This is a genomic window from Mesorhizobium sp. M4B.F.Ca.ET.058.02.1.1, assembly GCF_003952505.1.
In the GTDB taxonomy this organism is placed as follows: domain Bacteria; phylum Pseudomonadota; class Alphaproteobacteria; order Rhizobiales; family Rhizobiaceae; genus Mesorhizobium.
The window spans coordinates 639,059-665,525 of sequence record NZ_CP034450.1 but is presented as its reverse complement, the minus strand read 5'-3'; the positions used below and the strand labels follow the sequence as shown (position 1 = coordinate 665,525).

Annotated in this window: 28 protein-coding genes and 4 tRNA genes; 9 read left to right on the top strand and 23 right to left on the bottom strand. The window is 62.1% G+C overall.

Annotated elements, in window-relative coordinates:
- Window positions 1–34 precede the first annotated feature (34 nt).
- The 10 genes from rpoB to EJ073_RS03225 all read right to left on the bottom strand — a co-directional run bounded on the left by rpoB (window position 35) and on the right by EJ073_RS03225 (window position 9,413).
- Entirely contained in the window at window positions 35–4,171 is a 4,137-nt protein-coding gene (gene rpoB / locus EJ073_RS03270; RefSeq protein WP_126054426.1) for a DNA-directed RNA polymerase subunit beta, read from the bottom strand.
- A 251-nt stretch (window positions 4,172–4,422) separates the two neighbouring features.
- Window positions 4,423–4,803, bottom strand: coding sequence for a 50S ribosomal protein L7/L12 (rplL, locus tag EJ073_RS03265; RefSeq protein ID WP_059189560.1), 381 nt, complete (start codon window positions 4,801–4,803; stop codon window positions 4,423–4,425).
- A gap of 54 nt (window positions 4,804–4,857) precedes the next feature.
- Window positions 4,858–5,376 (bottom strand): 50S ribosomal protein L10, encoded by a 519-nt coding sequence (gene rplJ / locus EJ073_RS03260; RefSeq protein WP_126054425.1) that lies wholly within the window; start codon window positions 5,374–5,376, stop codon window positions 4,858–4,860.
- Window positions 5,377–5,772: 396 nt separating this feature from the next.
- Window positions 5,773–6,471 (bottom strand): 50S ribosomal protein L1, encoded by a 699-nt coding sequence (gene rplA / locus EJ073_RS03255; RefSeq protein WP_126054424.1) that lies wholly within the window; start codon window positions 6,469–6,471, stop codon window positions 5,773–5,775.
- A 5-nt stretch (window positions 6,472–6,476) separates the two neighbouring features.
- Window positions 6,477–6,905 (bottom strand): 50S ribosomal protein L11, encoded by a 429-nt coding sequence (gene rplK, locus EJ073_RS03250; RefSeq protein ID WP_095765524.1) that lies wholly within the window; start codon window positions 6,903–6,905, stop codon window positions 6,477–6,479.
- A gap of 196 nt (window positions 6,906–7,101) precedes the next feature.
- On the bottom strand, window positions 7,102–7,629 hold the full coding sequence (gene nusG / locus EJ073_RS03245; protein WP_126054423.1) for a transcription termination/antitermination protein NusG: 528 nt from the start codon (window positions 7,627–7,629) through the stop codon (window positions 7,102–7,104).
- A 27-nt stretch (window positions 7,630–7,656) separates the two neighbouring features.
- Entirely contained in the window at window positions 7,657–7,860 is a 204-nt protein-coding gene (gene secE / locus EJ073_RS03240; RefSeq protein WP_126054422.1) for a preprotein translocase subunit SecE, read from the bottom strand.
- Window positions 7,861–8,229: 369 nt separating this feature from the next.
- A tRNA-Trp gene (locus tag EJ073_RS03235) sits at window positions 8,230–8,305 on the bottom strand.
- 71 nt (window positions 8,306–8,376) lie between these two features.
- Window positions 8,377–8,925 (bottom strand): putative glycolipid-binding domain-containing protein, encoded by a 549-nt coding sequence (locus tag EJ073_RS03230; protein ID WP_126054421.1) that lies wholly within the window; start codon window positions 8,923–8,925, stop codon window positions 8,377–8,379.
- A 2-nt stretch (window positions 8,926–8,927) separates the two neighbouring features.
- On the bottom strand, window positions 8,928–9,413 hold the full coding sequence (locus EJ073_RS03225; protein ID WP_126059064.1) for a group II truncated hemoglobin: 486 nt from the start codon (window positions 9,411–9,413) through the stop codon (window positions 8,928–8,930).
- Window positions 9,414–9,648: 235 nt separating this feature from the next.
- Between EJ073_RS03225 and EJ073_RS03220 the strand changes: the two genes are divergently transcribed.
- Entirely contained in the window at window positions 9,649–10,371 is a 723-nt protein-coding gene (locus EJ073_RS03220; protein ID WP_126054420.1) for a class I SAM-dependent methyltransferase, read from the top strand.
- Between the two features lie 46 nt (window positions 10,372–10,417).
- Here EJ073_RS03220 and EJ073_RS03215 read toward each other — a convergent pair whose 3' ends face one another.
- Together EJ073_RS03215 and tuf are read right to left on the bottom strand one after the other, a co-directional pair.
- Window positions 10,418–12,013: a hypothetical protein gene (locus EJ073_RS03215; RefSeq protein WP_245455667.1), complete on the bottom strand. Its 1,596-nt coding sequence runs from the start codon at window positions 12,011–12,013 to the stop codon at window positions 10,418–10,420.
- A 235-nt stretch (window positions 12,014–12,248) separates the two neighbouring features.
- Window positions 12,249–13,424, bottom strand: coding sequence for an elongation factor Tu (tuf, locus tag EJ073_RS03210; protein WP_095805843.1), 1,176 nt, complete (start codon window positions 13,422–13,424; stop codon window positions 12,249–12,251).
- A gap of 237 nt (window positions 13,425–13,661) precedes the next feature.
- Here tuf and EJ073_RS03205 point away from each other — a divergent pair, with 237 nt between their 5' ends.
- Entirely contained in the window at window positions 13,662–14,549 is an 888-nt protein-coding gene (locus EJ073_RS03205; protein ID WP_126054418.1) for a DMT family transporter, read from the top strand.
- Between the two features lie 71 nt (window positions 14,550–14,620).
- Here EJ073_RS03205 and EJ073_RS03200 read toward each other — a convergent pair.
- Both EJ073_RS03200 and EJ073_RS03195 read right to left on the bottom strand, forming a co-directional pair.
- Window positions 14,621–14,694: transfer RNA gene (locus EJ073_RS03200), tRNA-Gly, on the bottom strand.
- Between the two features lie 89 nt (window positions 14,695–14,783).
- Window positions 14,784–14,868, bottom strand: a tRNA-Tyr gene (locus EJ073_RS03195).
- Window positions 14,869–15,077: 209 nt separating this feature from the next.
- On the opposite strand from EJ073_RS03195, the gene EJ073_RS03190 reads away from it, so the two are divergent.
- A complete protein-coding gene (locus EJ073_RS03190) occupies window positions 15,078–15,932 on the top strand; it encodes an RNA methyltransferase (RefSeq protein ID WP_126054417.1) in 855 nt (284 codons plus the stop codon).
- A gap of 13 nt (window positions 15,933–15,945) precedes the next feature.
- Window positions 15,946–16,359: a hypothetical protein gene (locus tag EJ073_RS03185; RefSeq protein WP_126054416.1), complete on the top strand. Its 414-nt coding sequence runs from the start codon at window positions 15,946–15,948 to the stop codon at window positions 16,357–16,359.
- A 137-nt stretch (window positions 16,360–16,496) separates the two neighbouring features.
- Here the strand turns inward: EJ073_RS03185 and EJ073_RS03180 are convergent, their stop codons facing one another.
- From EJ073_RS03180 to gcl, 3 genes are all read right to left on the bottom strand, one after another.
- Window positions 16,497–17,414, bottom strand: coding sequence for a 2-hydroxy-3-oxopropionate reductase (locus tag EJ073_RS03180; RefSeq protein WP_126054415.1), 918 nt, complete (start codon window positions 17,412–17,414; stop codon window positions 16,497–16,499).
- Window positions 17,415–17,521: 107 nt separating this feature from the next.
- The gene (gene otnI, locus EJ073_RS03175) at window positions 17,522–18,319 is read right to left on the bottom strand and encodes a 2-oxo-tetronate isomerase (protein ID WP_126054414.1); all 798 of its coding nucleotides are present in this window, start codon (window positions 18,317–18,319) and stop codon (window positions 17,522–17,524) included.
- 26 nt (window positions 18,320–18,345) lie between these two features.
- On the bottom strand, window positions 18,346–20,127 hold the full coding sequence (gene gcl, locus EJ073_RS03170; protein ID WP_126054413.1) for a glyoxylate carboligase: 1,782 nt from the start codon (window positions 20,125–20,127) through the stop codon (window positions 18,346–18,348).
- 206 nt (window positions 20,128–20,333) lie between these two features.
- Here gcl and bhcR point away from each other — a divergent pair, with 206 nt between their 5' ends.
- Together bhcR and EJ073_RS03160 are read left to right on the top strand one after the other, a co-directional pair.
- Window positions 20,334–21,203 (top strand): HTH-type transcriptional regulator BhcR, encoded by an 870-nt coding sequence (gene bhcR, locus EJ073_RS03165; RefSeq protein WP_126054412.1) that lies wholly within the window; start codon window positions 20,334–20,336, stop codon window positions 21,201–21,203.
- A gap of 73 nt (window positions 21,204–21,276) precedes the next feature.
- Window positions 21,277–21,735, top strand: a complete 459-nt coding sequence (locus EJ073_RS03160) for a YbaK/EbsC family protein (RefSeq protein WP_126054411.1) — start codon at window positions 21,277–21,279, stop codon at window positions 21,733–21,735.
- Here EJ073_RS03160 and EJ073_RS03155 read toward each other — a convergent pair whose 3' ends face one another.
- The 3 genes from EJ073_RS03155 to EJ073_RS03145 form a co-directional block, all read right to left on the bottom strand.
- On the bottom strand, window positions 21,736–22,092 hold the full coding sequence (locus tag EJ073_RS03155; protein WP_126054410.1) for a hypothetical protein: 357 nt from the start codon (window positions 22,090–22,092) through the stop codon (window positions 21,736–21,738). It lies immediately after the preceding gene.
- Between the two features lie 184 nt (window positions 22,093–22,276).
- A complete protein-coding gene (locus EJ073_RS03150; protein ID WP_126054409.1) occupies window positions 22,277–22,594 on the bottom strand; it encodes a BA14K family protein in 318 nt (105 codons plus the stop codon).
- Between the two features lie 179 nt (window positions 22,595–22,773).
- A complete protein-coding gene (locus EJ073_RS03145) occupies window positions 22,774–22,941 on the bottom strand; it encodes a hypothetical protein (protein WP_126054408.1) in 168 nt (55 codons plus the stop codon).
- Between the two features lie 279 nt (window positions 22,942–23,220).
- Here EJ073_RS03145 and EJ073_RS03140 point away from each other — a divergent pair.
- Window positions 23,221–23,296 (top strand) — tRNA-Thr (locus EJ073_RS03140).
- Between the two features lie 35 nt (window positions 23,297–23,331).
- Here the strand turns inward: EJ073_RS03140 and EJ073_RS03135 are convergent.
- The 3 genes from EJ073_RS03135 to EJ073_RS03125 all read right to left on the bottom strand — a co-directional run bounded on the left by EJ073_RS03135 (window position 23,332) and on the right by EJ073_RS03125 (window position 25,101).
- Window positions 23,332–23,772: a hypothetical protein gene (locus EJ073_RS03135; protein ID WP_126054407.1), complete on the bottom strand. Its 441-nt coding sequence runs from the start codon at window positions 23,770–23,772 to the stop codon at window positions 23,332–23,334.
- Window positions 23,759–24,277: a hypothetical protein gene (locus tag EJ073_RS03130; protein ID WP_126054406.1), complete on the bottom strand. Its 519-nt coding sequence runs from the start codon at window positions 24,275–24,277 to the stop codon at window positions 23,759–23,761. The genes EJ073_RS03135 and EJ073_RS03130 overlap by 14 nt, the downstream gene beginning before the upstream one ends.
- Before the next feature lie 86 nt (window positions 24,278–24,363).
- Window positions 24,364–25,101, bottom strand: coding sequence for a TIGR04255 family protein (locus tag EJ073_RS03125; protein WP_190233820.1), 738 nt, complete (start codon window positions 25,099–25,101; stop codon window positions 24,364–24,366).
- A gap of 340 nt (window positions 25,102–25,441) precedes the next feature.
- On the opposite strand from EJ073_RS03125, the gene EJ073_RS03120 reads away from it, so the two are divergent.
- Entirely contained in the window at window positions 25,442–25,642 is a 201-nt protein-coding gene (locus tag EJ073_RS03120) for a hypothetical protein (RefSeq protein WP_126054404.1), read from the top strand.
- Window positions 25,643–25,924: 282 nt separating this feature from the next.
- The gene (locus EJ073_RS03115; protein WP_126054403.1) at window positions 25,925–26,326 is read left to right on the top strand and encodes a response regulator; all 402 of its coding nucleotides are present in this window, start codon (window positions 25,925–25,927) and stop codon (window positions 26,324–26,326) included.
- Window positions 26,327–26,467 lie beyond the last annotated feature (141 nt).

Below are 26,467 nucleotides of genomic sequence, written 5' to 3'. Positions count from 1 at the left end.
GGCGCGCCGCGACCTTGCGCGGCGCGCCATAGCCTTACTCGGCAGCGTCGGGCAGCTGCACCGGCGCGTCGTCGAACTTGGTGTTCTCCAGTTCGACATTGAGGCCGAGCGACCGCATCTCCTTGACGAGAACGTTGAAGCTCTCGGGGATACCGGCCTCGAACGTGTCGTCGCCTCTGACGATCGCTTCATAGACCTTGGTGCGTCCGGCGACGTCGTCCGACTTCACCGTCAGCATCTCTTGCAGCGTGTAGGCGGCGCCATAGGCTTCCAGCGCCCAGACCTCCATTTCGCCGAAGCGCTGGCCGCCGAACTGCGCCTTGCCGCCCAGCGGCTGCTGGGTGACCAGCGAGTATGGACCGATCGAACGCGCGTGGATCTTGTCGTCCACCAGGTGGTGAAGCTTGAGCATGTAGATGTAGCCCATCGTCACCTTGCGATCGAACGGCTCGCCGGTGCGGCCGTCATAGAGCTGCGACTGACCGCTGGTGTGCAGGCCAGCCTGCTCCAGCATGGTGTTGATGTCGGCCTCATGCGCGCCGTCGAACACCGGGGTCGCGATGGAGACGCCACGGCGCATCTGCTCGCTCAGGCGAATGATGCTCTCGTCGTCATACTCGCGGATCGGCTCGTTGCGGTCGTTGGAAGGCATGAAGCTTTCCAGCGTCTTGCGCAGCGGCTTGATGTCGCCACCCGCCTTGTACGCATCGATCAACTCGCCGATCTTCCTGCCCATGCCGGCGCAAGCCCAGCCCAGATGCGTCTCCAGGATCTGGCCGACATTCATGCGGCTCGGCACACCCAGCGGGTTGAGCACGATATCGGCATGCGTGCCGTCCTCGAGGAACGGCATGTCCTCGACCGGAACAATACGCGACACGACACCCTTGTTGCCGTGACGGCCGGCCATCTTGTCGCCCGGCTGCATCTTGCGCTTCACCGCCACGAAGACCTTGACCATCTTCATGACGCCCGGAGGCATCTCGTCGCCGCGCTGCACCTTCTCGACCTTGTCCATGAAGCGCTGCTCGAGCGCCTTCTTGGAGTCGTCGTACTGGCCGCGCAGGGCTTCCAGTTCGCTCTGGAGCTTTTCGTTCTCCACCGCGAACTGCCACCACTGCGAGCGCGGATACTCGTCAAGCGTGTCCTTCGACAGTTTCGAGCCCTTCTTGAAGCCCTTCGGCCCGGCGATCGCATCCTTGCCGACAAGCATGTCGGATAGGCGCGAATAGACGTTGCGATCGAGGATCGCCTGCTCGTCGTCGCGGTCCTTGGCCAGGCGCTCGATCTCCTCGCGCTCGATCGCCATGGCGCGCTCGTCCTTCTCCACGCCGTGGCGGTTGAAGACGCGCACTTCGACGACCGTGCCGAAGGTTCCTGGAGGCATGCGCATCGAAGTGTCGCGCACGTCGGAAGCCTTTTCACCGAAGATGGCGCGCAAGAGCTTCTCTTCCGGCGTCATCGGGCTTTCGCCCTTCGGCGTGATCTTGCCGACCAGGATGTCGCCCGGCTGCACTTCAGCGCCGATGTAGACGATGCCGGCTTCGTCGAGGTTCTTCAGCGCTTCTTCCGAAACGTTCGGAATGTCGCGCGTGATTTCCTCCGGCCCGAGCTTGGTGTCGCGCGCCATGACCTCGAACTCCTCGATGTGGATCGAGGTGAAGACGTCGTCGGCGACGATGCGCTCGGACAAGAGGATCGAGTCCTCGTAGTTATAGCCGTTCCACGGCATGAACGCGACCAGCACGTTGCGGCCGAGCGCCAGATCGCCGAGCTCGGTCGACGGACCGTCGGCGATGATGTCGCCCTTGTTGACGCGGTCGCCCATGCGCACCAGCGGACGCTGGTTGATGCAGGTGTTCTGGTTCGAACGCTGGAACTTCATCAGCCGGTAGATGTCGACGCCGGACTTGCCGGGATCGAGATCTTCCGTGGCGCGGATGACGATACGCGTCGCGTCCACCTGGTCGACGATGCCGCCGCGGCGGGCGCCGATGGCGGCGCCCGAGTCACGGGCGACGATCGGCTCCATGCCGGTGCCGACGAACGGCGCCTCGGCGCGCACCAGCGGCACGGCCTGACGCTGCATGTTCGAGCCCATCAGCGCGCGGTTGGCGTCGTCGTTCTCGAGGAACGGGATGAGCGCCGCCGCCACCGAAACCATCTGCTTCGGCGACACGTCCATCAGGTCGACGTTCTCGCGCGGCGCCATCATCACTTCGCCGGCGTTGCGGCAGATGACGAATTCGTCAACGAAGCCGCCATTCTTGTCGAGCTCGGCGTTGGCCTGCGCGACATGGTGCTTGGCTTCTTCCATCGCCGACAGGTAGACGACCTCGTTGGTCAGCTTGCCGTTGACGATCTTGCGGTACGGGCTCTCGATGAAGCCGTACTTGTTGACGCGCGCGAAGGTCGCCAGCGAGTTGATCAGACCGATATTCGGGCCTTCCGGCGTCTCGATCGGGCAGATGCGGCCGTAATGCGTCGGATGCACGTCGCGCACCTCGAAGCCGGCGCGCTCACGCGTCAGACCGCCCGGTCCAAGCGCCGAAAGGCGGCGCTTGTGGGTGATCTCCGACAGCGGGTTGGTCTGGTCCATGAACTGCGACAGCTGCGAGGAACCGAAGAACTCGCGCACGGCGGCGGCCGCCGGCTTGGCGTTGATCAGGTCCTGCGGCATCACCGTGTCGATCTCGATCGAGGACATGCGTTCCTTGATCGCGCGCTCCATGCGCAGCAGGCCGACGCGGTACTGGTTTTCCATCAGCTCGCCGACCGAGCGCACGCGGCGGTTGCCGAGATTGTCGATGTCGTCGATCTCGCCCTTGCCGTCGCGCAGTTCCACCAGCGTCTTGACCACGGCCAGGATGTCTTCCTTGCGCAGCACACGCACCGTATCCTCGGCCTTGAGCTCGAGGCGCATGTTCATCTTGACGCGGCCGACGGCCGACAGGTCATAGCGTTCGCTGTCGAAGAACAGCGAGTTGAACATGGCTTCGGCGGTCTCGAGCGTCGGCGGCTCGCCCGGGCGCATGACGCGGTAGATGTCGAACAGCGCGTCCTGCCGGCTCTCGTTCTTGTCGACGGCGAGCGTGTTGCGGATGTAGGCGCCGACATTGACGTGGTCGATGTCGAGGATCTGGATTTCCTGCTCGCCGGTGCCGAGCAGCACCTTCAGCGTCTTGTCGTCGATCTCGTCGCCGGCCTCGAGGAATATCTCGCCGGTGGCGTAGTTGACGATGTCCTCGGCGAGGTAGTTGCCGAGCAGATCCTCGTCAGTCGCCTTGATCGCCTTCAGGCCCTTTTCGCCGAGCTGGCGGGCCTGGCGCGCGGTGATCTTCTTGCCGGCCTCGACGACGATCTCGCCGGTGTCGGCATCGACGAGGTCGCCGACGGCCTTGAGTCCGCGGAAGCGCTCGACGTTGAAGGGAATGCGCCAGTGATCGCCGGCGCGCTTGTAGGTGATCTTGTTGTAGAAGGTCGACAGGATCTCCTCGCCGTCCATGCCGAGCGCCATCAGCAGCGACGTCACCGGGATCTTGCGCCGGCGGTCGATGCGGGCGTGCACGACGTCCTTGGAGTCGAACTCGATGTCGAGCCACGAGCCGCGATAGGGAATGACGCGCGCGGCAAACAGGAGCTTGCCCGACGAGTGCGACTTGCCCTTGTCATGGTCGAAGAAGACGCCCGGCGAGCGGTGCATCTGCGAGACGATGACGCGCTCGGTGCCGTTGACGATGAAGGTGCCGTTGGACGTCATGAGCGGCATGTCGCCCATGTAGACGTCCTGCTCCTTGATGTCCTTGATCGACTTCGCGCCGGTATCCTCGTCGATATCGAACACGATGAGGCGCAGCGTCACCTTCAGCGGCGCGGCGTAGGTCAGGTCGCGCTGACGGCATTCGTCAACGTCGAATTTCGGTCCTTCGAACTCGTACTTCACGAACTCCAGCATCGAGGAGCCGGAAAAATCGGAGATCGGGAAGACCGACTTGAAAACGGCCTGCAGTCCCTCATCGGGACGGCCGCCCTTGGGCTCGTCCACCATCAGGAACTGGTCGTAGGATGCCTTCTGAACCTCGATCAGGTTCGGCATCTCCGCAACTTCCGGGATCTTTCCGAAGAACTTGCGTACGCGTCTGCGGCCATTGAAAGTCTGGGTCTGGGCCATCGTCGCTCCTTAGCTCGATTCTCGGGGCGAACCTCGCCGCGGCTCGCCTTGCATTCCGGGCCGCCTCGGCGGCAGCCCCTGATCTGTTTTCCCGCCGCCAGTCGGCGGCCGGTTAAAACGGGAGAAAACCCGTTTCCTGAAGGCCGTTCCGCGGCCCTCAGGAAAGAGGTTTCCGTACGTCTCGCGCTCTTTGGCTCCCTTGACGTCAAGGGAGTGGCGGGCGGCGCGAGGCCGCCCGCCTCAACCAAAGCTTACTTCAGCTCAACCTTGGCGCCGGCTGCTTCCAGCTGCGCCTTGAACTTGTCGGCATCGGCCTTGGAAACGCCTTCCTTGACCGGCTTCGGAGCCGCTTCGACCAGGTCCTTGGCTTCCTTGAGGCCAAGGCCGGTGATGGCGCGGACTTCCTTGATGACGTTGATCTTCTGGGCGCCGGCGTCGGCGAGAACGACGTCGAATTCCGTCTTCTCTTCGGCCGGAGCGGCGGCAGCGGCACCAGCGCCGCCAGCAGCGGCAACCGCTACCGGAGCGGCAGCCGAAACGCCCCACTTCTCTTCCAGGAGCTTCGACAGCTCAGCCGCCTCGAGGACGGTCAGCTTCGAAAGGTCGTCTACGATCTTTGCGAGATCAGCCATTTGCATATTCCTTCGTAAGGTTCGAACGTGTGTTTGTGATAGCGAGGAACGGCCTCATGCCGCCTCGTCCTTCCGGGCGTAAGCGCCGATGACGCGCGCGACCGAAGCCGCGGGTGCATTGACGATCTGGGCGATCCGGGTTGCCGGCGTGGCGATCATGCCAACCAGCTTGGCGCGCAGCTCGTCGAGCGACGGCAGTGTGGCGAGTGCCTTCACACCGTCGGCGTTGAGCGAGGTGGTGCCCATTGCGCCGCCGAGAATGACGAGCTTGTCATTTCCCTTGGCGAAGTCGGACGCGACCTTCGGCGCCGCAATCGGATCCTCCGAATAAGCGACCAGCGTCTGTCCCTTGAACAGGTCGATGATCGATGCGGAGTCCGTGCCCTGAAGAGCGATTTTGGCGAGACGGTTCTTCGCGACTTTGACGGTGCCACCGGCGGCGCGCATCTTCGACCGAAGGTCGTTCATTTGCGCGACGGTGATACCAGCGTAGTGGGCCACGACAACTGAACCCGCGTTCGAAAACGCATCATTCAGGCCCGTGACGAGTTCGCGTTTTTCCGCTCTGTCCACTGCCTATCTCCAGTTGACCCCTGCCCCATCAATGGGAACATTCCCATTCACGATGACAGGCGTCGGGTTGCCTTTTGCCGGCCGGGCCATCCAGTAACGGATCTCCCGAACGACGCTCGAGGATCCTGCCCCTTTCGCCACACCAATCGGCAGGCCGAATGGTGCGCAGACAAAAGGCAAACACGGTTCGAACCTTTCATTGGAGCTTCTCGCTCCTTTGTCGGGTCTTCACCCGTCTCATGCAGGCCCACATGAATTAAGGCTGTTGGGCCGCCTGCAATCTCGGACAGGATATCCGGAAGCCTTTCGGCCTCCGGGGTACCGGGCCGCCGACGGATCGGAGGCCCGGAATTCTTTGCGGATCAGCCTGTTAGCGGCCGATCAGAACAGTTCGTATCAGGACGCGGCGAGCGTCGCGATGTCGAGCTTGAGGCCGGGCCCCATCGTCGAGGTGACCGACACCTTCTTGACGTAGTTGCCCTTGGCGCCGGACGGCTTGGCCTTGTTCACCGCATCGGCGAAGGCGCGCACATTCTCTTCCAGCGCCTTGACGTCGAACGAAATCTTGCCGACGCCGGCATGGACGATACCGGCCTTCTCGACGCGGAACTCCACGGCGCCGCCCTTCGAGGCCTTGACGGCAGCGGCGACATCGGTGGTCACCGTGCCGACCTTCGGGTTCGGCATCATGCCGCGCGGGCCGAGCACCTTACCGAGACGGCCGACCAGCGGCATCATATCCGGCGTCGCGATGCAGCGATCGAAATCGATCGTGCCCTTCTGGACGATGTCGACCAGATCCTCGGCGCCAACGATATCGGCGCCGGCGGCCTTGGCTTCCTCAGCCTTGTCGCCGCGCGCGAACACGGCCACACGCACCGAGCGGCCGGTGCCGTTCGGCAGATTGACCACGCCGCGGACCATCTGGTCGGCATGGCGCGGGTCGACGCCGAGATTCATCGCGACTTCGATGGTCTCGTCGAATTTCACCGAGGACCGCTCCTTGAGCAGCTTCAGCGCCTCAGAGAGCGCGTAGGACTTGTTCGGATCGATGCCTTCGCGGGTCTTGGCGATACGCTTTGCAATCTTTGCCATGATCTTCAGCCCACCACTTCCAGACCCATCGAGCGGGCAGAGCCCTCGACCATGCGCATGGCCGCTTCGACGTCGTTTGCGTTCAGGTCCTTCATCTTCTGCTCGGCGATCGCGCGCACCTTGTCGCGGCTGATCGTGCCGGCCTTGACCTTGCCCGGCTCCTTCGAGCCCGACTTCAGGTTGGCGGCCTTCTTCAGGAAGTAGCTCACCGGCGGCGTCTTCATGACGAAGGTGAACGACTTGTCCTGGTAGTAGGTGATGACGACCGGGATCGGCGACCCCTTTTCCAGCTCCTGGGTCTGCGCGTTGAACGCCTTGCAGAACTCCATGATGTTGATGCCGCGCTGACCAAGCGCCGGGCCGATCGGGGGCGACGGCGTAGCCGAGCCCGCGGCAACCTGGAGCTTGAGCTGGCCTGCAACTTTCTTAGCCATCTCTATTCCTGCCTTTTCTCATGCCGGTCCCACTGTCAGGGAAGCACCGGCGGTTGCAGTCTGGTGGTGCGGTTCCCGCGGCCGGCTAAAGTCGCGTTCGCCTCCCACCCGTTCATGGCCGCGCGATCTTCGCGCCACCTTCCCTGAGCCGTAGCGGCGCAGGGCATCCCGACGCCTTTCGGCGCGGGTATTCGGATCAGCCCTTTTCGACCTGTCCGAATTCGAGATCGACGGGCACAGCGCGCCCGAAGATCGAAACTTCCACCTTGAGCCGCGCCCGCTCCTCGTCCACTTCCTGGACGAAACCGTTGAACGACGCGAACGGGCCGTCCGAGACGCGGATCGCCTCGCCGATCTCGAAAGTGACCGAGGGCTTCGGCCGCTCGACGCCTTCCTGCACCTGGTTCAGGATGCGCTGCGCCTCGGTCTCGGTGATCGGCACGGGCTTGGAGTCGCCCAGGAAGCCCGTCACCTTCGGCGTGTTCTTGACCAGCGAGAACACTGCATCGGTCAGGTTGGCCTTGAGCAGCACATAGCCTGGGAAGAACTTGCGCTCGGCATCGACCTTGCGGCCACGGCGTATCTCCACAACCTTCTCTGTCGGCACCACGATCTGCTCGATGTCACCGGATAGGCCCTTCTGCTTGGCCTTGTTCTCGATGTCCTCGGCGACCTTCTTCTCAAAGTTCGAATAGGCGTGGACGATGTACCACCGCGCAGTCATTTCACGACTTCTCCGTAATCGCCGGACTTAGCGTCCCAGCCCCAGAATCCACTCGATCGCGTAGCCCATGGCTATGTCGGCGGTGAAGAAAAAGATCATCGCGATGACCGCGAACACCAGGACCATCACCGTCGAGATCATCGTTTCGCGTCGCGACGGCCAGGTCACCTTGGCGGTCTCCGCGCGAACCTGCTGGAGAAAGGTGAAAGGGTTTGTGGTTTTCGAAGCCATATGCCGCTCTGTCTTCAAGACCCGTTGGCCGGGTCTCCTGGATGATCCCGCAGGCCGGGACATGCCGCTCGGACTTCATGGCGGCGCCGAATCAGCGCATCCATTTCGCCCATGCAAATCGGACGCGTAAAGCCGGCTTCCCAGCTCCACGCGTCGCGTGTCTGTTCTGTCTACATAAAACCGATTCTTGATCCACGCAAGTGGCAAGTGTCCGCTTTATGGCCAAACGCCGCCTCGGAACCATCCAGTCGTTCCGTCCCGGCTATGGGCGCCTTATGCCCCAGTTCCCACCAAATGGCAAGCCACCCATGGGTTTTCAAGGACCAGGTGGGCTATCGACGATATTGAAATCGGCCATTTCGGGAAAAATGGCACGGGCAGCAGGGCTCGAACCTACGACCTGCGGTTTTGGAGACCGCCGCTCTACCAACTGAGCTATGCCCGTACATACGCGTTTCGGCGCAGGCGCTTCCTAAAAGCTTCCGGGCGCTCTGTAAAGAGTGGTCTGCGGTCGATTCATATCCTTTGCCAGAAATCCGGATAGGTAACGACCAGCCCCTCCCGATCAACCTCGATTTCCCGCCGGAAGCCACTCCTGAGTGACTCATAGAGATAGCGTCTGTCCTCATCGAGACATGTGTAGCGCTGCGGGCTTTTGACGATGGTCAGTTCCGGGAGTTCGATGAAGGCTGCGGCAATCTCGGCGCTTTCGCCAGGCTTCAGCCCCAGCCGCTGGATCGGCAGCGTGTTGGTGAAGGGCGTGACGGTGAGATCGGGGTCGAGCGCCCCGGTCAGGTCCGGGATCGCAACGCCGTCCTTCGACCAGTTGCCGATGCCGTCCGTCTCGAGCCGGAAGCGCCCGCCGCCGACGATGCCGACCTCGACCTCCCTGGCGCGCCAGTCGGGGTCGCATGAAATGCGGTAGTGGACCGCGAACGGCGCATGGTCGGCCGAGATCGCCACGGACTCGGCCGATATCCCACCGGAGTCCTGCCTCAGGATAAGGTGTTCGATGCCAGGGCCCTGCCATTGCCGCCATCGAACGAGCGTGCTTCGAGGCTCCACTGCTACGATTTTCCCGCCGGCGGCTTGTAGGGTCCGCCGGGCACGCCCCAGCCCCAGGCGGGCATCGGCTCCGTTTTCGGATCGCACGTCTCGCCGAGATTGGAATTCATCTTCGCCAGCCGCGATCCCCATTCGACATAGCCCATGAAGGCGGAGCGGAATTCGGGGTCGTCGGGCAGGCCGACCTCGTCGGCGGCGTCGGCGAGAAGGTTGATCCAGCGCCGCCGCTGTTCCTCGCTCAGGTGCTTGCCGAGATGATGCATCACCATCTCGCGGTGGCCGCCATGCTTTTCGCTGTAAGTCTTCGGTCCGCCGAACACCTCGCCGATAAAGGCCGCGACATGGGCGGGATGGTCCGGCGACATGTGCCTGAACACCGGGCCGACGATCGGATCGCGCGCCACCTTGTCGTAGAAGGTCTGCGTCAGGCGGCTGAGCGCCTCGGCGCCGCCGGCCCACTCGAACAGTGTCGGAATATCCTCGTTCATCATCGATCCTCGCCTGTCGCTTGCCGCGGACGATAGCGGAAAGATCGAAGACGGCTCAACCTGCCTCGATGGCCAGTTCGCCTCCAGAGCCAAAACCAATCACTCTGAGCGACCGAGTTCGACTCGTTGCATCCGTCAGTTCCTTGCCTAATTCACGCCATGACCAACTGCGGTCTTCCAGATTTTCTTGCGCTGTGTGATTTTCACCTGCTGCGACTTTGAAGGGACACAAGTCATGCAGTCGATAGACAATCCTTTGGCGGTGATCCGGTCGCTTGGCGCGATTGACGGCCTCCGGATACTCGACGTCGGCTGTGGTAGCGGCGGACTGGCCAAGCAGCTCTGCGCTGCAGGCGCGATTGTTTCGGGAATCGACCCTGAGCACCAGGCAGTCAAAGCCGCCGCCGCTACCGTACCATCGGCCAGCTTCACAATAGCCGTGGCAGAGAGCTTGCCATTTGAGCCGTCATCCTTTGATCGTGTCCTGATGGTGAATACCCTGCACCATGTGCCGCAATCCGGCATGTTTGCGGCTCTGATCGAAGCAATGCGTGTCCTCACGCCTGACGGAATGCTGATCGTGATCGAGCCGACAGCCAGCGGAAACTTCTTTGAAGCGCTGCGTCTGGTCGAGGACGAAACGCTCGTTCGGGCGGCGGCGCAGACAGCAATGGACGCGGCCGATGCTGGCGGCAGCATCCGTCGCGTGCGAACCTTAACCTACACACGCAGCGAAAAATTCGACACGCCGGACCAGTTCCTTGAGCGCATCGTAGCCGTTGATCCAACGCGAGGGGATGTGGTCAAACAGAGGCATCGGTCAATCGTCATGGCGATCGAGGCCGCCGCTCAAAGTGATGCAGAGGGGAAGCTGGTTTTCGAACAGCCTATCAAGGTGGACATTTTCAGACGCCCGACCGAGAAGGTCCCCCCTAACGATCACGATTTCGACCTTTGATGAGTGGCGGCCTGTGGTGGCTGCCGGTCGCTTGGGGTTTCACTCTCTAGAGTTTGGCGGGCGCCTCGGCCTGGGCATTGGGCGACGGCGCCACGCGGCAGTTCTCGGGCTTCGGCGTCGCGGCGCAGATGGTGGCGCCGGTCAGCGCGTCGACCGATTGCGGTCCAGTCGTCAGCCCGACCTTCAGCATCATCTCCGGCTCGAGTTGGCGATGGCTGGAATAGAGCACCGACTGCATCGCCGCGAAAAGGTCGCTGCCGATCGCCATGTCTTCGAGGTAGGTCCTGACCTGCTTCTCCATCCCCAGCGAATGCACGCTGAGCCGCGCCCGCGGGCCGACAAGCCGCCGGACACCGCCGGCAAGCATGATCGCGCAGGCTGAATTGCATACGCCTTCGGCATCCACGGTAAGCCCGGCGCGAGCTTCGCTGTCGGCCGCGCAATCCCGCGCTGTCAAATCACAGCCGACGAAATCGGTCCGAGCAATGGCGACGTCGAGTTTGTGCTCGCGGATCAGCCGGCCAGCCGCGAGCGCTCCCAGCACGTCGCCGCCCGGCGAGTTGATCACCAAGGGCAGCCTGCGCCGGCCAATGCTGTCGAGCATGTCACGCAGCCGCTCCGGCGTGTAAGCTGTGATCGTGCCTTCGGCCGAGATCCATTCGGGGCAATCCGGATTGCAGAGCGGATTGCTGCCGCGAACCACGACGAAGCGCATGTCCTCGTCGCGCTTGACGATCTCCTGCCTGGCCGCAGTGGCGGGTGCAGGCTTGACCTCGGCGGCCACGGCGGCGGCCGGCGCCGCATCCTTGTTCGCTGGTATCTCACGGCAATTTGCCGGCTCCGGCCTCGCCTTGCAGATGGCGGCGGCGGTGAGGAGGTCGACCGAATCCATGCTGGTGACGAGACCCATCCGCAGCATGGTTTCGAGGGCCAGCTGATGGATATCGCTGGCCGGCGTGTTCTTCATCGTTGTGAGCACGTCCTCGCCAACGCCCATGTCCCGGAAATAGGCGGCCAGCCTCTTCTCCACCGCCTTGCTCATCTCGTAGGTCTTGTAGCTGCCGGCATTCTTGCGGCTGACGACCTTCGTGCTGATGACCTTCTTCTTGCCGTTCACCACCTTGTATGTGGTTCGGTAGAGCAGTTTCGTCCTGATGTAGGTCGTGGTGATCTGGTGCACGCCGAGATAGGCCCATTCGCCGACGACGCGGCGTACGCCGCCGGCAAACATCAGCGGACAGGCGGAATTGCAGATGGCGCCGCTGGCATAAGGTTCGCCGAAATAGCCGGCGTCGCTGCCTTTGTTGGCCGTGCAATCCTTGTCGTCCGGCATGCAGCCGTCGAACCAGGTCTTACCGACGGCGATATCCAGCCCGCTCCTGCGGATCAGCCGGCCGAGCGTCAGCGCCGCGTCGACATTGCCGCCGGGAGAATCCACCACGATCGGCAGTTTTCGCCCGCCAAGCCGCTTGAGCATGCGCTTGAGCAGCGCCGGCGTGCCAGCTTCGATCGTGCCTTCCGCCGAAATCCACTCGGGACAGTTGGGTTCGCACCCTACTGCGTTGCTGCGCACGACGACGAAGCGCATCGGCGGACCGCGATCGGACTCTTTCGCGCCAGCAGCAAGGCTGCAATTGGCCATTGCAAGCAGCAGCACCAGGCAGACCAGCCCCAGTGCCCACCATGCCTGTCCCGTTGAACGGCGCCCTGCAACCACGTCCGTAAGCCCCTTGATGCAACCTATACTAGTTGCGGCGCCGAAGCTTGCAACAGGCTTGAGTCAGCTCGGTAAACTATAGCAATTCGCACAGGCGAAAACGAAAAAGGGCGGCCCGAAGACCGCCCTTTTCTTATCGAACCAGCGAATGCCGAATCGATTATTCTTTGATGGTGACGACGATGCCGGCACCGACGGTGCGGCCGCCTTCACGGATGGCGAAGCGCAGCTTCTCTTCCATGGCGATCGGCACGATCAGCTCGACGTCGACCGTGATGTTGTCGCCAGGCATCACCATCTCGGTGCCGGCCGGCAGCGTCACGATGCCGGTCACGTCAGTGGTGCGGAAGTAGAACTGCGGACGGTAGTTGGTGAAGAACGGCGTGTGGCGGCCGCCCTCGTCCTTGGTCAGGATGTAGGCTTCGGCCACGAACTTCTTGTGCGGCTTCACCGAACCCGGCTTGGCCAGAACCTGGCCGCGCTCGACGCCCTCACGGTCGACGCCGCGCAGCAGCGCGCCGATGTTGTCGCCGGCCTGGCCCTGGTCGAGCAGCTTGCGGAACATCTCGACGCCCGTACAGGTCGTCTTGGTCGTCGGACGGATGCCGACGATCTCCAGTTCCTCGCCGACCTTGACCACGCCGCGCTCGACGCGGCCGGTCACAACCGTGCCGCGGCCCGAGATCGAGAACACGTCCTCGATCGGCATCAGGAACGGCTTGTCCAGCGGACGCACCGGCGTCGGGATGTAGGCGTCGACCTGCGCCATCAGCTCGCGGATCGCGTCCTCGCCGATGGTCTTGTTGGAGTCCTCAAGCGCCGCCAGCGCCGAGCCCTTGACGATCGGAATGTCGTCGCCGGGGAATTCGTTCTTGGTCAGGAGCTCGCGAACCTCGAGCTCGACCAGCTCAAGCAGCTCGGCGTCGTCGACCTGGTCGACCTTGTTCAGGAACACCACGATCGACGGCACGCCGACCTGGCGGGCGAGCAGGATGTGCTCGCGCGTCTGCGGCATCGGGCCGTCGGCGGCCGAAACGACCAGGATCGCGCCGTCCATCTGCGCCGCGCCGGTGATCATGTTCTTCACATAGTCGGCGTGGCCGGGGCAGTCGACGTGGGCATAGTGGCGGTTGGCCGTCTCGTATTCGACGTGCGCCGTCGAGATCGTGATGCCGCGCGCCTTCTCTTCGGGTGCCGCGTCGATCTGGTCATAGCGCTTGTATTCGCCAAAATACTTCGTGATCGCCGCCGTCAGCGACGTCTTGCCATGATCGACGTGGCCGATCGTGCCAATGTTCACATGCGGCTTGGTGCGCTCGAATTTACCTTTTGCCATAGTCTCTTTCCTTGGACGGCCTGGACATTCAGTTCAGTCGAATGCGGGGCGATTAGCGACAACGGCTGAAAAACACAAGTGCCTTGTGGCTGAGCGCGCCCGCCCGGTCAGAACCCATGATCCGATTTCGGGGGGATGTGGCATGCATATAGGACGTCCAGCGGAAAATGAAATGGGCGAAGCCGGCTCCGCGACTGGCCCATTGCCGCCGCTGCACGGGTCTGATCTCCTCGCTCGATGCAGTTCATCCCGACAAACCTCCGCGGTCCGCTGTTCATGGTCGTCTCGACCGGGTCCTATCTGGTCAACGATACGATGATGAAGCTCGCCACCACCGGCCTGCCGCCCTACGAGGTGCTGTTCCTGCGCGGCATCGCGGCGGCGCTCTGGGGAGTCCCGCTGCTTGTCCTGCTCGGCTACGCCAGGCAGGTCCCTTTGATCTTCGAAAGGAAGGTTCTGCGCCGCAACCTGCTCGAACTGGCGGCGATCCTTTGCTACGTCGTGGCGCTCGCCAACATGCAGATCGCCGATTCAACGGCGCTCGGGCAGATCACGCCGCTGCTGATGCTGGTCGGCGCCTCGGTGCTGTTCGGCGAGCGTATCGGCGGCGCGCGCATGGCGCTGATCGGGGTCGGCTTCATCGGCGCGCTGATGGTGGCGCAGCCGACGATGCAAGGGATTTCGGTCTATGCCTTGCTGGCGCTCGGCAACGCGGTCCTGTCGGCCGCACGAGATCTTGCCGGCCGCAAGGTCGGCGCCGAGGTGCCGGGCATGATCGTCGCCATTTCCGCCGTCGTAGTCGTGCTGGTCGGCTCCGGCGTCGCGCATCTCGTTTCCGAGCGCTGGGTCATGCCGGAGCCCCGCCACCTCTTGCTCATCGCCGGCGCCGGACTGTTCCTGATCTTCGGCCATTTCTTCATCTTCATGGCCTATCGCGTCGGACCGACGAGCGCGGTGGCGCCGTTCTACTATTGCTTCACCGTCTGGGCGGTCATCTCAGGCCTGCTGGTGTTCGGCCAGTTTCCCAACGCGCTCGCCGTTTGCGGCATCCTGCTGGTGGTGGCCAGCGGCCTTGCCATCGTGTCGCTGGACGAAAGAAGGCGCCGGCTGATACCGGTTGCCTAGGCCAGGCAGCCAAGCGTTTGACTCCCAGGATTTCTGGGCGGCACTTCCGCGTGCCTTTCATGCCGGAAATCTGGAGCGGGTAGCGGGAATCGAACCCGCATATTCAGCTTGGAAGGCTGCTGCTCTACCACTGAGCTATACCCGCGCCTTACACTGAAGTACCGGATTCACCCAAAAAGCGCCATGCGCTTTTCGGTCCGAGACTTTTTCGTTTCAGGGCTTCCGGGCCGGCAGTGGTGGAGAGGGTTGGATTCGAACCAACGTAGGCTAAGCCAACGGATTTACAGTCCGTCCCCTTTAACCACTCGGGCACCTCTCCAGTCTGCCGCCGGAGCCATGCAACGAGGCATTTGCCGATCCGGAGCCCGAGTAGAAGTCTTCTCCGAAATCAGCGAAGCGCCTTATGGCGGCAAGGCTGGTGGGTGTCAACCGCACGTCCCGGCAAAATGCGCTGAATTTGACAGCATCCTCGGCAAGCCGGCTTCTGCCAGTATCCATGGCCCGACGACACGGCTATAGAAGCCCGCCATGAGCAAAGACAACAAGCCCGGAACACCCAAAGACACTCACTACGCCAAGCTGCGTCGCGCCCACCGCGACCAGAAGGCCGGCGGCGCACCCGCATTCCGGCCGCGCCAGCCGCTGCCGCCGGGCGAATCCCCCGGCGACGGCCTGATGCGGCTCTATGGCCTGCACACGGTGCGAGCCGCGCTCGACAATTCACGGCGCAAGATCAGGAAAATGCTGGTGACGCGCAACGCCGCCGAGCGGCTGGCGATCGCCGACCTCGCCGCCCTGCCCTTCAAGGCCGAGCTGGTCGAGCCAAAGGAGATCGACAGGATCACCGGGTCGGATGCCGTGCATCAGGGCGTGCTGATCGAGGCCGAGCCGCTGAAGCCGAAGCGCCTTGACGCGCTTGGCGACACTCAGTTGGTGCTCGTGCTCGACCAGGTCACCGATCCGCACAATGTCGGCGCGATCCTGCGCTCCGCGGTCGCCTTCGGCGCCGGCGCGCTGATCACCACGGCCCGCCACAGCCCGCAGGAATCGGGCGTGCTGGCGAAATCCGCCTCCGGCGCGCTGGAACATATTGATCAGATTGAGGTGAAGAACCTCGCCGACGCGCTCGGCCAGTTGCATGAGGCCGGCTTCCAGACCATCGGCCTCGATTCGGACGGACCGGCCGAGTTGGAGAAAACATTCGCCGGCGACAAAATCGCGCTGGTGTTGGGCGCCGAAGGCAAAGGCCTGCGTCAGAAGACGCGCGAGACGGTGACGGCGCTCGCCCGCCTCGACATGCCGGGTGCGATACGCTCGTTGAACGTTTCCAACGCGGCGGCGGTGAGCCTTTATGCGGCGCGAAAGTTCCTTTCCGAGGATTGAACGAGCGACCTGGATGTTCGAGACGTTCTCAGATCGGGGCGAATGGCTTGCGTTTCTTGCGAGCACAATCGGCACTCTACGAACGCTCACTCCATCGGAGTTCTACGACGAGGCGAACGACCGCTACCATGTGTTGATGGAAGACATATTTCGGCTTGTCCATACGCTTGAAAATCCCGCCGATATCAAAAAATTTCTCGACGATGCCTGTTGGGAGACCTGGCTGCCCAAAAGTCCAGGAGACTTGACCTCCATGGACGCCACGGAGATCCATCATCGGGTCGCCTGCAACCTGGCCGATGAAAGGTGGGTTGACGGAGCTCTCAGCCAGGCGTTCGAGAACGGCACACTTGTTCTTGCGCTTGAGCGGATCGGGGCTGAAATCGACAAGTTCAAGCTGGCGGACATCAACCAGCAATTTCCCTAACCACATCGCGATTTGCGCCGACGCTCATCTCGTGGTTGCGCGGAATATGAGAAACGGGCTCCGGCGTTTGACGCAGGAACCCGTTCTTGGCAGGCAAGAGCTGGCAGCTTGGGAACGTTGCGCCGCCTTCTCCCGACCTATGCTGCTTTGCCCTTGGCTTCGGTTGCTTGGCCGCCGACCTCGAAATTGGCCATCCGCTCCAGCGCCCTGACCAGCGCCGAGTGATCTTCCTTCGCCCCGCCATTGGCCGCGCATGAGTTGAATAGTTGCTGCGTCGTCGAGGTGTTGGGCAGCGAGACACCGAGCGCCTTGGCGCCCTCCAGCGCCAGGTTGAGGTCCTTCTGGTGCAGCTCGATGCGAAAACCCGGCGCGAAGGTGCGCTTGATCATGCGCTCGCCATGCACTTCGAGGATGCGCGAGGCGGCGAGCCCGCCCATCAGCGCTTGGCGAACCTTGGCCGGATCGGCGCCCGCCTTCGAGGCGAAGACAAGCGCTTCGCCGACCGCCTCGATGGTGAGCGCCACGACGATCTGGTTGGCGACCTTGGTCGTCTGGCCGACGCCGTTCGGGCCGACGAGGGTGATGTTCTTGCCCATCTTCTCGAACACCGGCTTTGCGCGCTCGAAGGCTTGTTCCTCGCCGCCGACCATGATGGTGAGCGAGGCAGCCTTGGCGCCGACCTCGCCGCCCGATACCGGCGCGTCGAGATAGTCGCAGCCGAGATCGTTGATCTTTTTCGCGAAGGTCTTGGTCTCGATCGGCGAGATCGAGCTCATGTCGATGACGAGCTTGCCTTTGGACAGGCCGGAGGCGACGCCGTTCTCGCCGAACAGCACGTCGGCCACCTGCGGCGTGTCCGGCACCATCGTGATGATGACATCAGCCGCCTTCGCCACGGCGGCATGGCCGGTGACGGTCTTCAGCCCTTTGCCGATCAGGTCAGCCGGCGGTTTGGAGCGATGGTCGCTGGCGACGACGGGGTAGCCGGCATCCAGCAAATGCCCCGCCATCGGCGCGCCCATGATGCCGAGGCCAATAAAGCCGATGGTTTCCATTGTTTCGCTCCTGAAATTCGTAACTGCAACTAGCCGAAGGTACGGCGCTGCCCTTCATCCGCCTGCCGGCACCTTCTCCCCGTATAGTGACGGGGAGAAGGAAGGCTTTAGGCGGCCGCGCTGCCCTGGCCGGCCAATGCCTTGAACCAGCCCAGCCCTGCGTCCGTGCCGGCCTTCGGCTTGTATTCGGCGCCAATCCAGCCGGCATAGCCGAGCCGGTCGATGTGCTCGTAGAGGAAGGGATAGTTGATCTCGCCCGTCCCCGGCTCGTGACGTCCGGGATTGTCCGCAAGCTGGATATGCGTGATACGGTCGAGGTTTGCCTCGATGGTACGGGCGAGATCCCCCTCCATGATCTGCATGTGGTAGATGTCGTATTGCAGGAACAGGTTCTTCGAGCCTATGCGGTCGATCAGCGCCAGCGCCTGGTCGGAATAATTCAGGAAGAAGCCCGGAATGTCCCGGGTGTTGATCGGCTCGATCAAAAGCCTGATGCCGGCCTGCTCCAGCTTCTCGGCCGCGAAAGCCAGATTCTCGGCAAAGACGTTCTCCAGCACCGCTCGGTCGGCTCCCTGTGGGGCGATGCCGGCAAGGCAGTTGATCTGCTCGCAGCCGAGCGCATGCGCATAGGTGATGGCCTTGGCCACCCCTTGCCGGAATTCCGGTACCCGATCGGGAAGCACGGCTATGCCGCGCTCGCCCTTTGCCCAGTCGCCCGGCGGCAAGTTGAACAGAACCTGCGTCAGCCCGTTCTTCTTCAGGCGCGCGGCGACGACGTCCGGCGCATGATCGTAAGGGCCGATATATTCGACGCCCTTGAAGCCGGCGCGGGCGGCGGCATCGAAGCGGTCGAGGAACTCGTGCTCGCCAAAGAGCATCGACAGATTGGCTGAAAAACGCGGCATTCTTTTTCTCCTTCTCCCCGCCGGGCTCAATCCAACATCATGATGGCCGTCGGCGCATCCTCATTGCGTTCGGCCAATTCCTCGAACTCGGTGATCTTGTCGATTTCCGTGCCCATGGAAATGTTGGTGATGCGCTCGAGGATGAATTCCAGAACGACCGGAACCTGGTGCTCCTTCATCAGGCGCTGCGCCTCCTTGAAGGCGCCGGCGAACTCTTCCGGCTTACGCACCCTAACCGCCTTGCAGCCCATCGCTTCGGCGACCGCGACATGGTCGACGCCGTAGCCTGCCTCGGGGTCGTTGGCGCGGTTGACGTTCTCGAAGGCGAGGCTGACCTCATAGTCCATCGAGAAGCCACGCTGCGCCTGGCGGATCAGGCCGAGATAGGCGTTGTTCACGACGACGTGGATGTAGGGCAGCCTGTGCTGCGCTCCGACCGCCAGTTCCTCAATCATGAACTGAAAATCGTAGTCGCCGGAGAGCGCGACGATATCGCGGTCCGGATCGGCCGCTCGCACGCCGAGGGCGGCCGGCAGCGTCCAGCCGAGCGGGCCTGCCTGGCCGCAATTGATCCAGTTGCGCGGCTTGTAGACATGCAGGAACTGCGCGCCGGCGATCTGCGACAGGCCGATCGTGGTGACATAGGTGGTATCGCGGCCGAAAGCCTTGTTCATCTCCTCATAGACGCGCTGCGGCTTCAGCGGCACCTGCTCGAAATGCGTCTTGCGCTTCATCGTCTTCTTGCGCTGCTGGCATTCCTTCGCCCAGCCCGACCAGTCGCGCAGCTTGCCCGCCGTCCGCCATTCGGTGGCGACGTCGAGCAGCATCTTCAGCGCCGCGCCGGCATCCGAGACGACGCCGAGGTCCGGCGCGAAGACGCGACCGATCTGGGTGGGCTCGATATCGACATGGATGAACTTTTTGCCCTTCGTGTAGACATCGACGGAGCCGGTGTGGCGGTTGGCCCAGCGATTGCCGATGCCGAAGACGAAATCGGCCTCGAGCATGGTGGCGTTGCCGTAGCGGTGCGAGGTCTGCAGCCCGCACATGCCGGCCATCAGCCGATGGTCATCAGGGATCGCGCCCCAGCCCATCAGCGTCGGAATGACCGGCACGCCGGTGACCTCGGCGAACTCGATCAGCAGGTCCGACGCGTCGGCATTGATGATGCCGCCGCCGGCGACGATCAACGGCTTTTCCGCCTGATTGAGCATCGTCAGCGCCTTCTCCGCCTGGGCGCGCGTCATCGCCGGCTTGAAGGGGGCGAGCGGCTCGTAGGCGTCGATGTCGAATTCAATCTCGGCCATCTGCACATCGACCGGCAGGTCGATGAGGACCGGGCCGGGCCGCGACGAGCGCATCAGATGAAAGGCCTTCTGCAGCGCCATCGGCACCAGATAGGGTTCCATGACGGTGACCGCCCATTTGGCGACCGGCGAGGCGATCGCGGCGATGTCGACGGCCTGGAAATCCTCCTTGTTGAGGCGCGCGCGGGGAGCTTGGCCAGTTATGCAAAGGATCGGAATGGAATCGGCCGCCGCCGAATAGAGCCCGGTGATCATGTCGGTGCCGGCCGGGCCGGAGGTACCGATGCAGAGGCCGATATTGCCGACCTTGGCCCGCGTATAGCCTTCGGCCATATGCGAGGCGCCTTCGACATGGCGCGCGAGAACGTGGCGAATGGTGCCCCTCGCCTTCAGCGCCGAATAAAGCGGGTTGATCGCCGCGCCCGGCACGCCGAAGGCGCACGAAATGCCCTCCTTTTCGAGAACGAGAACGGCAGCGTCGACAGCGCGCATCCTGGCCATTTGCAAGCCTCCACGAATTTGTTGGTTGGCTGAGCATGCCAGCACGCCCGCTATTTTTCAATTTTTTCAGAATATTTTTTCATTTCTATAAAATAGCTTTTACGATATGATTTCACTACGCTTTCCGTTTTCCAAGAATTCAGTCTCGTGGAGCGATGAAAAACTTTTTCATTGCTAAATCGGCGAAATCGGCGAGAATGCCCACCATGGAAACCAGCGAAAAGCGGCAGCGCGGCCGTCCGCGCTCCTTCAACGGCCCGTCCGAAGCCGCCTCCGTGCAGTCGCTCGACCGCGCCTTGCGCATCCTTGCCATCGTCGCCGAAGGCAGCGGCCTGTCGCTGAGCGAGATATCGGCGCAAAGCGGCCTTGCCGCCTCCACCGCCTACCGCATGCTGACGACGCTGGAGAACCACGGCATGGTCGAGTTCGACGGCACCGACCAGCTGTGGTCGATCGGCGTCGAGACCTACCGCATGGGCGCCGCGTTCCTGCGCCGCCGCAAGCTGGTCGACCGCGCCCGCATCGTCATGCAGGAACTGATGGAGAAGACCGGCGAGACCGCCAATCTCGGCGTCGCCGAGGACGATTGCGTCGTCTTCGTCAGCCAGGTCGAGACGCACCAGGCGATCCGCGCCTTCTTCCGGCCGGGCACGCGCAGCTCCTTCCATGCCTCCGGCATCGGCAAGGCGGTGCTGGCGCATCTCGATCCCGAGCGTGTCGCTGCCATCCTGCGTCGCGCCGGGCTGGAGCGCTTCACCGACAAGACGCTTTCCGACATTTCGGCGCTGGCCCGTGATCTCGTCGCGATCAAGCATCGCGGCTGGTCGGTCGACGACGAGGAGCGGCACCCGGGAATGCGCTGCGTGGCCGCCGCCATCTTCAACGAGTTCGGCGAGCCGATCGGCGGCGTTTCGGTGTCCGGGCCCACCGTTCGGGTGACGCCGGAGCGTCTGGCCGATATCGGTCCGCTGGTGCGCGAAGCGGCGACCGACATAACCAGGATGATCGGCGGGCATTCTTCACAAGGCGCTGCCGAGGCATCGCTGTTCGAGGTCAGCGCCACGCGCTTGCCTTGACTCTGGCCCGGCTTGACACCGGTCCGGCAACGGTCGAAGTCTGCGCATCCGATCCATTCCCGCCTGAAGACGCATGAGCCTCAAGTCCGTCAAAGCCTTCTTCGCCGAGCATGCCCCCGACATCGCGGTGATCGAAACGCCGACAAGTTCGGCGACCGTGGCGCTCGCCGCCGAGGCGCATGGCGTCGAGCCGGGGCAGATCGCCAAGACCATCTGCATGCGGGTCGGCGAGCGGGTGCTGCTGGTGGTCGCCCGCGGCGACGCGCGCATCGACAACCGCAAATCGCGCGATGCCTTCGGCGGCAAGCCGCGCATGCTCGATGCCCAACAGGTGGCGGAGATCACGGGGCATCCGGTCGGCGGCGTCTGCCCCTTCGGCCTCGCCTCGCCGCTGCCTGTCTATTGCGATGTGTCGCTGCGGGCCTTTGACGAGGTCGTGCCGGCGGCCGGCGCCACCAATGCCGCCGTCAGGATAGGCGTCGACCGCATGGTGAGCCTGGTCGGCGCCGAATGGTGCGACATCTGCCAGTAGCTAGCCGTTCGGCAGCGCGCTCTTGCCCGCAATCTCGAAGAAGTCGAGCAGGATCGCCAGCCCGACGCCGCTTGCGGTGAAGATGAGGCCCGCGATGAAGATGCGGTTCGCCCGCTCGTAGATGGGCTTTTGCAGCGAACTTACGTCGAGCAGCAAGGACAGCGCCCGCATCTGCATCGCGATGCCGATCAGGATCGGCACGACGGCGAGTAGATGGTACGTTTGCCAAGGGATCGGATTGGCGGCCCAATGGGTGATGAAGCCCAGCGAAAACGCCAGCAGGATGCCGACGGTGGTGACCGTGCCGTTGCGAAAGACGGGCTCGATCAAGTCTTGCTTCGGGTCCTGTTCGTCCAAGCGTCCCTCCTCGGTTTGGCCGTTGGGGAGAGATTAGACGCTCGGAAAATCGCTGTACACCGCCGACGGCGGAGCCGTTTCCGCTTGAAAGTCTGTCAACGCAGCAGGGCCAGCCCCCTGACGGCAGAAGAAGGGGCCACCGAGAAGCCCCTTCTTCCGGTTGCCTGAGGCGGTTCACCTCCTCTCAGAGCTGGCAGTAATGACGATAGCCGTCGTAGCCGGCATAGGTGTCGGAGTATGGGTCGTAGCTGGCGTAGCGGGCGAGGCAGCGGCGGACGTGCGAGGAACCGCCGCCATATTCGTCGACATAGACAGGCTGCGGCTGCTGCTGCTGAGCGAGCAGGCTGCCGAGTACGAACCCGCCGACGCCGGCGGCAATGCCGATGCCGATCTCGCGGTGGTGGTGATGGCCATGGGCGGCCGAGGGCTGAACGGTGCCGGCCAGCGTGGCGGCGGCGACGGAGGTGGCGATGAGGCCGGAAACAATGGTGCGCTTGAACATGATGATCTCCTGTTGCGTGGGAGAGGCGATCCATCCGCCTCTTGATCATCAGTCGTCGCGCCCGCGAAAAAGGTTCGAAACTTTTTTGAGTAAGTGGGAAATAGTCAGTAGGAAGTAGTGTCGCCTACGCGGCCACCTGCCATTCCCTACTCACTATTCCCTACTGCCTACTCACTGGTTCATCCCATGCCGGTGATATGGCGCAGCCAGAAGGCGAGCGCGATGAAGCCGATGATGGTGGTGACGCCGGTCCAGTCGATGCTGGCTTTCTTCAAATCGCTGACGAGCTTGACCACGAGAAGCCAGGCCACCACGACAAGCGGGAAGATGATGACGAGCCGGATCATGCGAAAACCCTCAACCAGGTAATTGCATCTCGCCCTGATATAGGAAGCCGCCCTGCCGTTTTCAGGATGGCGCGGGGCCGCCCTCGCCGGGTCAATCAGCTGTCGCGAACGGAGTTTTGTCTTTACTGGCGCATGGAATATGCTACCGGAGCGCCATGCCCTTGTAGCTCAGCTGGTAGAGCAGCGGTTTTGTAATTCGCTGGATCAATCGTCTAAGGTGCTGGAAAGCCGCAATGTTTTTCAAAACCGCGTTTCAGGGGTATACGTAGGGGTAAATGTGCCGCCTTAGCTCAGATGGTAGAGCAGTAGTTTTGTAAACTATTGGTCGGGGGTTCGAGTCCCTCAGGCGGCACCATCCACCACCGCGTACCGAGCGACACGATTGCGAAACTACGGAATCGAAGAGTTTAGAAACCAGTCGGACCACGCGTCGGTGGCAAGCGATTCAAAAAGCTCCAAATCGTCGGCGGGATAGCGACGAACTGCTACGTGGGCGTCGTTGTCCGGCTCCCGTTCATGGACTATTCGAATCTGATGGCCACGGGCTTTGCATGCTGAACGAATTTCGCTCAGTTTGCCCTTGGTGAACCCGCTCTTCGTTGTCACCTTGAGTGCGCTATTTCTGACCGCGCGCACAGCTGAGGCAACGGGATCTGGCTGAGACGCAAAATATTCAATCCAAGTTGCCGAAAGATAGGGCTCTGCCTCCCGAAGTGCGAACGCCTCCGGCAACACCCCGATCACATCGTCGGTACCATCAGCCTTGCGCAGCTTCGAGAATGGAACGTACCTAAGTAGATCATGGTCTTCCTCAATCTTATCGTCCGCCATCTGAAAACCACTGCTGCGGACTGTAAGCTTCTAGCACAATGGGAAGACGCGCAATCTTGGTCTGGCCCGCAGCAGTTTCACATCCAGAATCGGTCCTCGTTGAAACGACCCAGCGAACCCAGTCATTCGGCTTGCAAATGATCGTAAGGCGGTTTTCTCCGGTTGTCCAAGTCGCAATGAGACTTCCATCGCTCGTTGCGCCAAGTCCCGGTCGTCGAGCGTTGAGGAAAATCAGCATTCTTATAAAGGTCTGGGACGAGCCGGAGACGATTGGCTTGTCATTTTCGTCCCATTCATCGGCGTCTAGGAGGCTGTCGATTTGCTTAAATAGCCGTTCTCGCCAATCCGCCGACAAACGATGCATAGCGACCGTATTGGTCGTGACTTTGAAAATCGCCTTTGAGTTTGCGAGAAGCGTATTGAGGTGCCCATCAATTCCTTCCGACTTGACTACGCCCAGGGGTTCGAATGTCCGCTTGTATGCATTAGAAACGGCGTCGTTCATGCGCGTCGAGTATGCACCTGCGGCCCCCCGTGCCGGGATTTCGGATGCAGTGTTGGGTGCGGCGACCGTACTATTAAGAGATGTGGTCATTGAAACAATTCTCGCGCTTTGTCGGTTATGCAGAGCTCAAAAATGGTATTCTTCAGCGCTCGGGCTTCTTCCAGAATCGGCAGAATTTCTGCAGCTTTTGATGGTATGTCGCGGGTTCGATACACGTCAATATCCAACAAAATAGACGTATGATTTATCAACGGTGGGTCCAAGACAGTCGTTGAGGCTATGTTGCAATCCCAATTTGGGTTGGCGGTAGGCATGGAGGCCTGAACTAAATACCCCGACATCGGCTTCTCAGCGATTCTCGGAACGAGAGGTTGGAGCTTGAGGTAGTCGCGGATGTCGAAATGTTCCAGCCCAGCTGTAGGAATATCTATTCGATTGATAAAGCGCATACCCACCCGAGTGATATTTTTGCCCGTTGGACCTTTCGACCAAATGCGCCAATTCCTTGCGACACGTTCACTCAAATACTCCCAGCCGAGGTAGGGGGCTAAGCGCGCTACGATCATCGAGTTGTGACCGAACATGGCGATGTCCGCCTGATCGTCGGATGTTCTGCGGAACCGATCTGGCGACGGCTCGGAGTGCACCGTTGGAATGCCGCCAAGCGTATCGATGCGGACCTCGATGTTCTTGTCTATGGTTTGATGTTTGTAGTCGCCGGCGACCTTATTCGAAATCGCTTGGAGGTCTTCATATGATATGGCGACGTTTGCCACGAACTCGACAGCGGCTTCGACTATTGGCGGACGGCTGTAGGATTTCACCGATTTGGCCCCTTTGGCATTCCGCAGCGCGCGATGTGGCGTTGCGGCTCAATTTGGTGCCACGAATTCAATCTACAAGCTAGGCATGGGCCTTCCATGGCGTAGTCAGGGTGCGAATTTACCCACATCTTTACCCCTAGGCCCGGTAGCAGGCGCATTGGTGCCCGGTGGACCCTACAAACCCAGCACTCCGCCTTCCTCAGTCATGCCGCAGCGCCTGTTTGAATGTTTGCTGCTCAGCGCCGCTCTTGGGTCCTCAGGAAAGCCGTCGCCGAGTCCTCCTGGCGGCGGGCTTTTCGTATCCCGTTGGAACCTATCGGCCTAAGCCGCATTTGGCCCCATGGCCAAAGCCCGCACACGCGATTCCATTTCCGCCTTTGAATGTGACGTGATCCGCCAAGCCTTCCTGCGGTGGGTTGCTGAGGACAATCCGCCCGAAAAGCAACGGCGCCCCGCCGTAAAGCACATCGTCCGCATCATGTCAGGCAACGAGACCGTCGACCCGGAAATGCTAGACTGGATCGTGCGGGAGGAACCGTAAGGCTCGCCCGTCTCCAGCCTTGAGCGGCTGCTGTTTCGGGGATCATATCGTTGGCAAACAGCCTAACTTTGTCGGGAACTGTGTGGCCTGTCACGACGCACGTCATCAATCCCCGTTGCCAACCCAACCCCCGCAGCGGGCCTACTGAATAGCCCGGCACCGATCGTGTCGCTCTGTCACGCGGCTGAGCGGCCGGGCTATTCGATTTTCGCCAAATGACTCGCAAATCCCCCAACAGGTGTAAGCTCTATTCATGACCCGACAACCCAAAGGGGGGCGTCGATGTTGTGTTCTGTCGTTCCCAATAATTCAGGCCAGTTCAAGCCGGCAGCGCCACTGCAGGGACGCCGAGTCCTTGTCGTCGAGGACGAGTATCTGATCGCAGCCGAACTCGAAGAGGCGATTAGGGAAGCTGGCGGCAGGGTAATTGGCCCGGTGGCTAATCCTGAAGATGCATCGAGGAAAATCGCCAGCGAGGACGTCGAATGCGCGACGGTTGACATAAAGCTTGGTGCGGCCGCGACTTTCGCCGTCGCGGCCGAATTGAAGGCGCACGGCATCCCGTTCATATTCGTCACCGGGTATGACCGGACCATCGTCCCAAGCGAATTTTCGGGCGTTCGGCGCCTTGTGAAACCCATTATGCCCGATGACCTCATCAGGCATTTGATCGAACTAACCTAGTTCACCGGACCTCCCGTTTCCACCGGATGGACGCCACCTCCTTGCCGGCGACTTCCCGCGCGGTTCAACGGCGCCTTAGGCCGCGAGCATCCAGAAGCTCGGCAATATCGGAAATCAGTTCACGAGCCCTGGCCAGCTCCG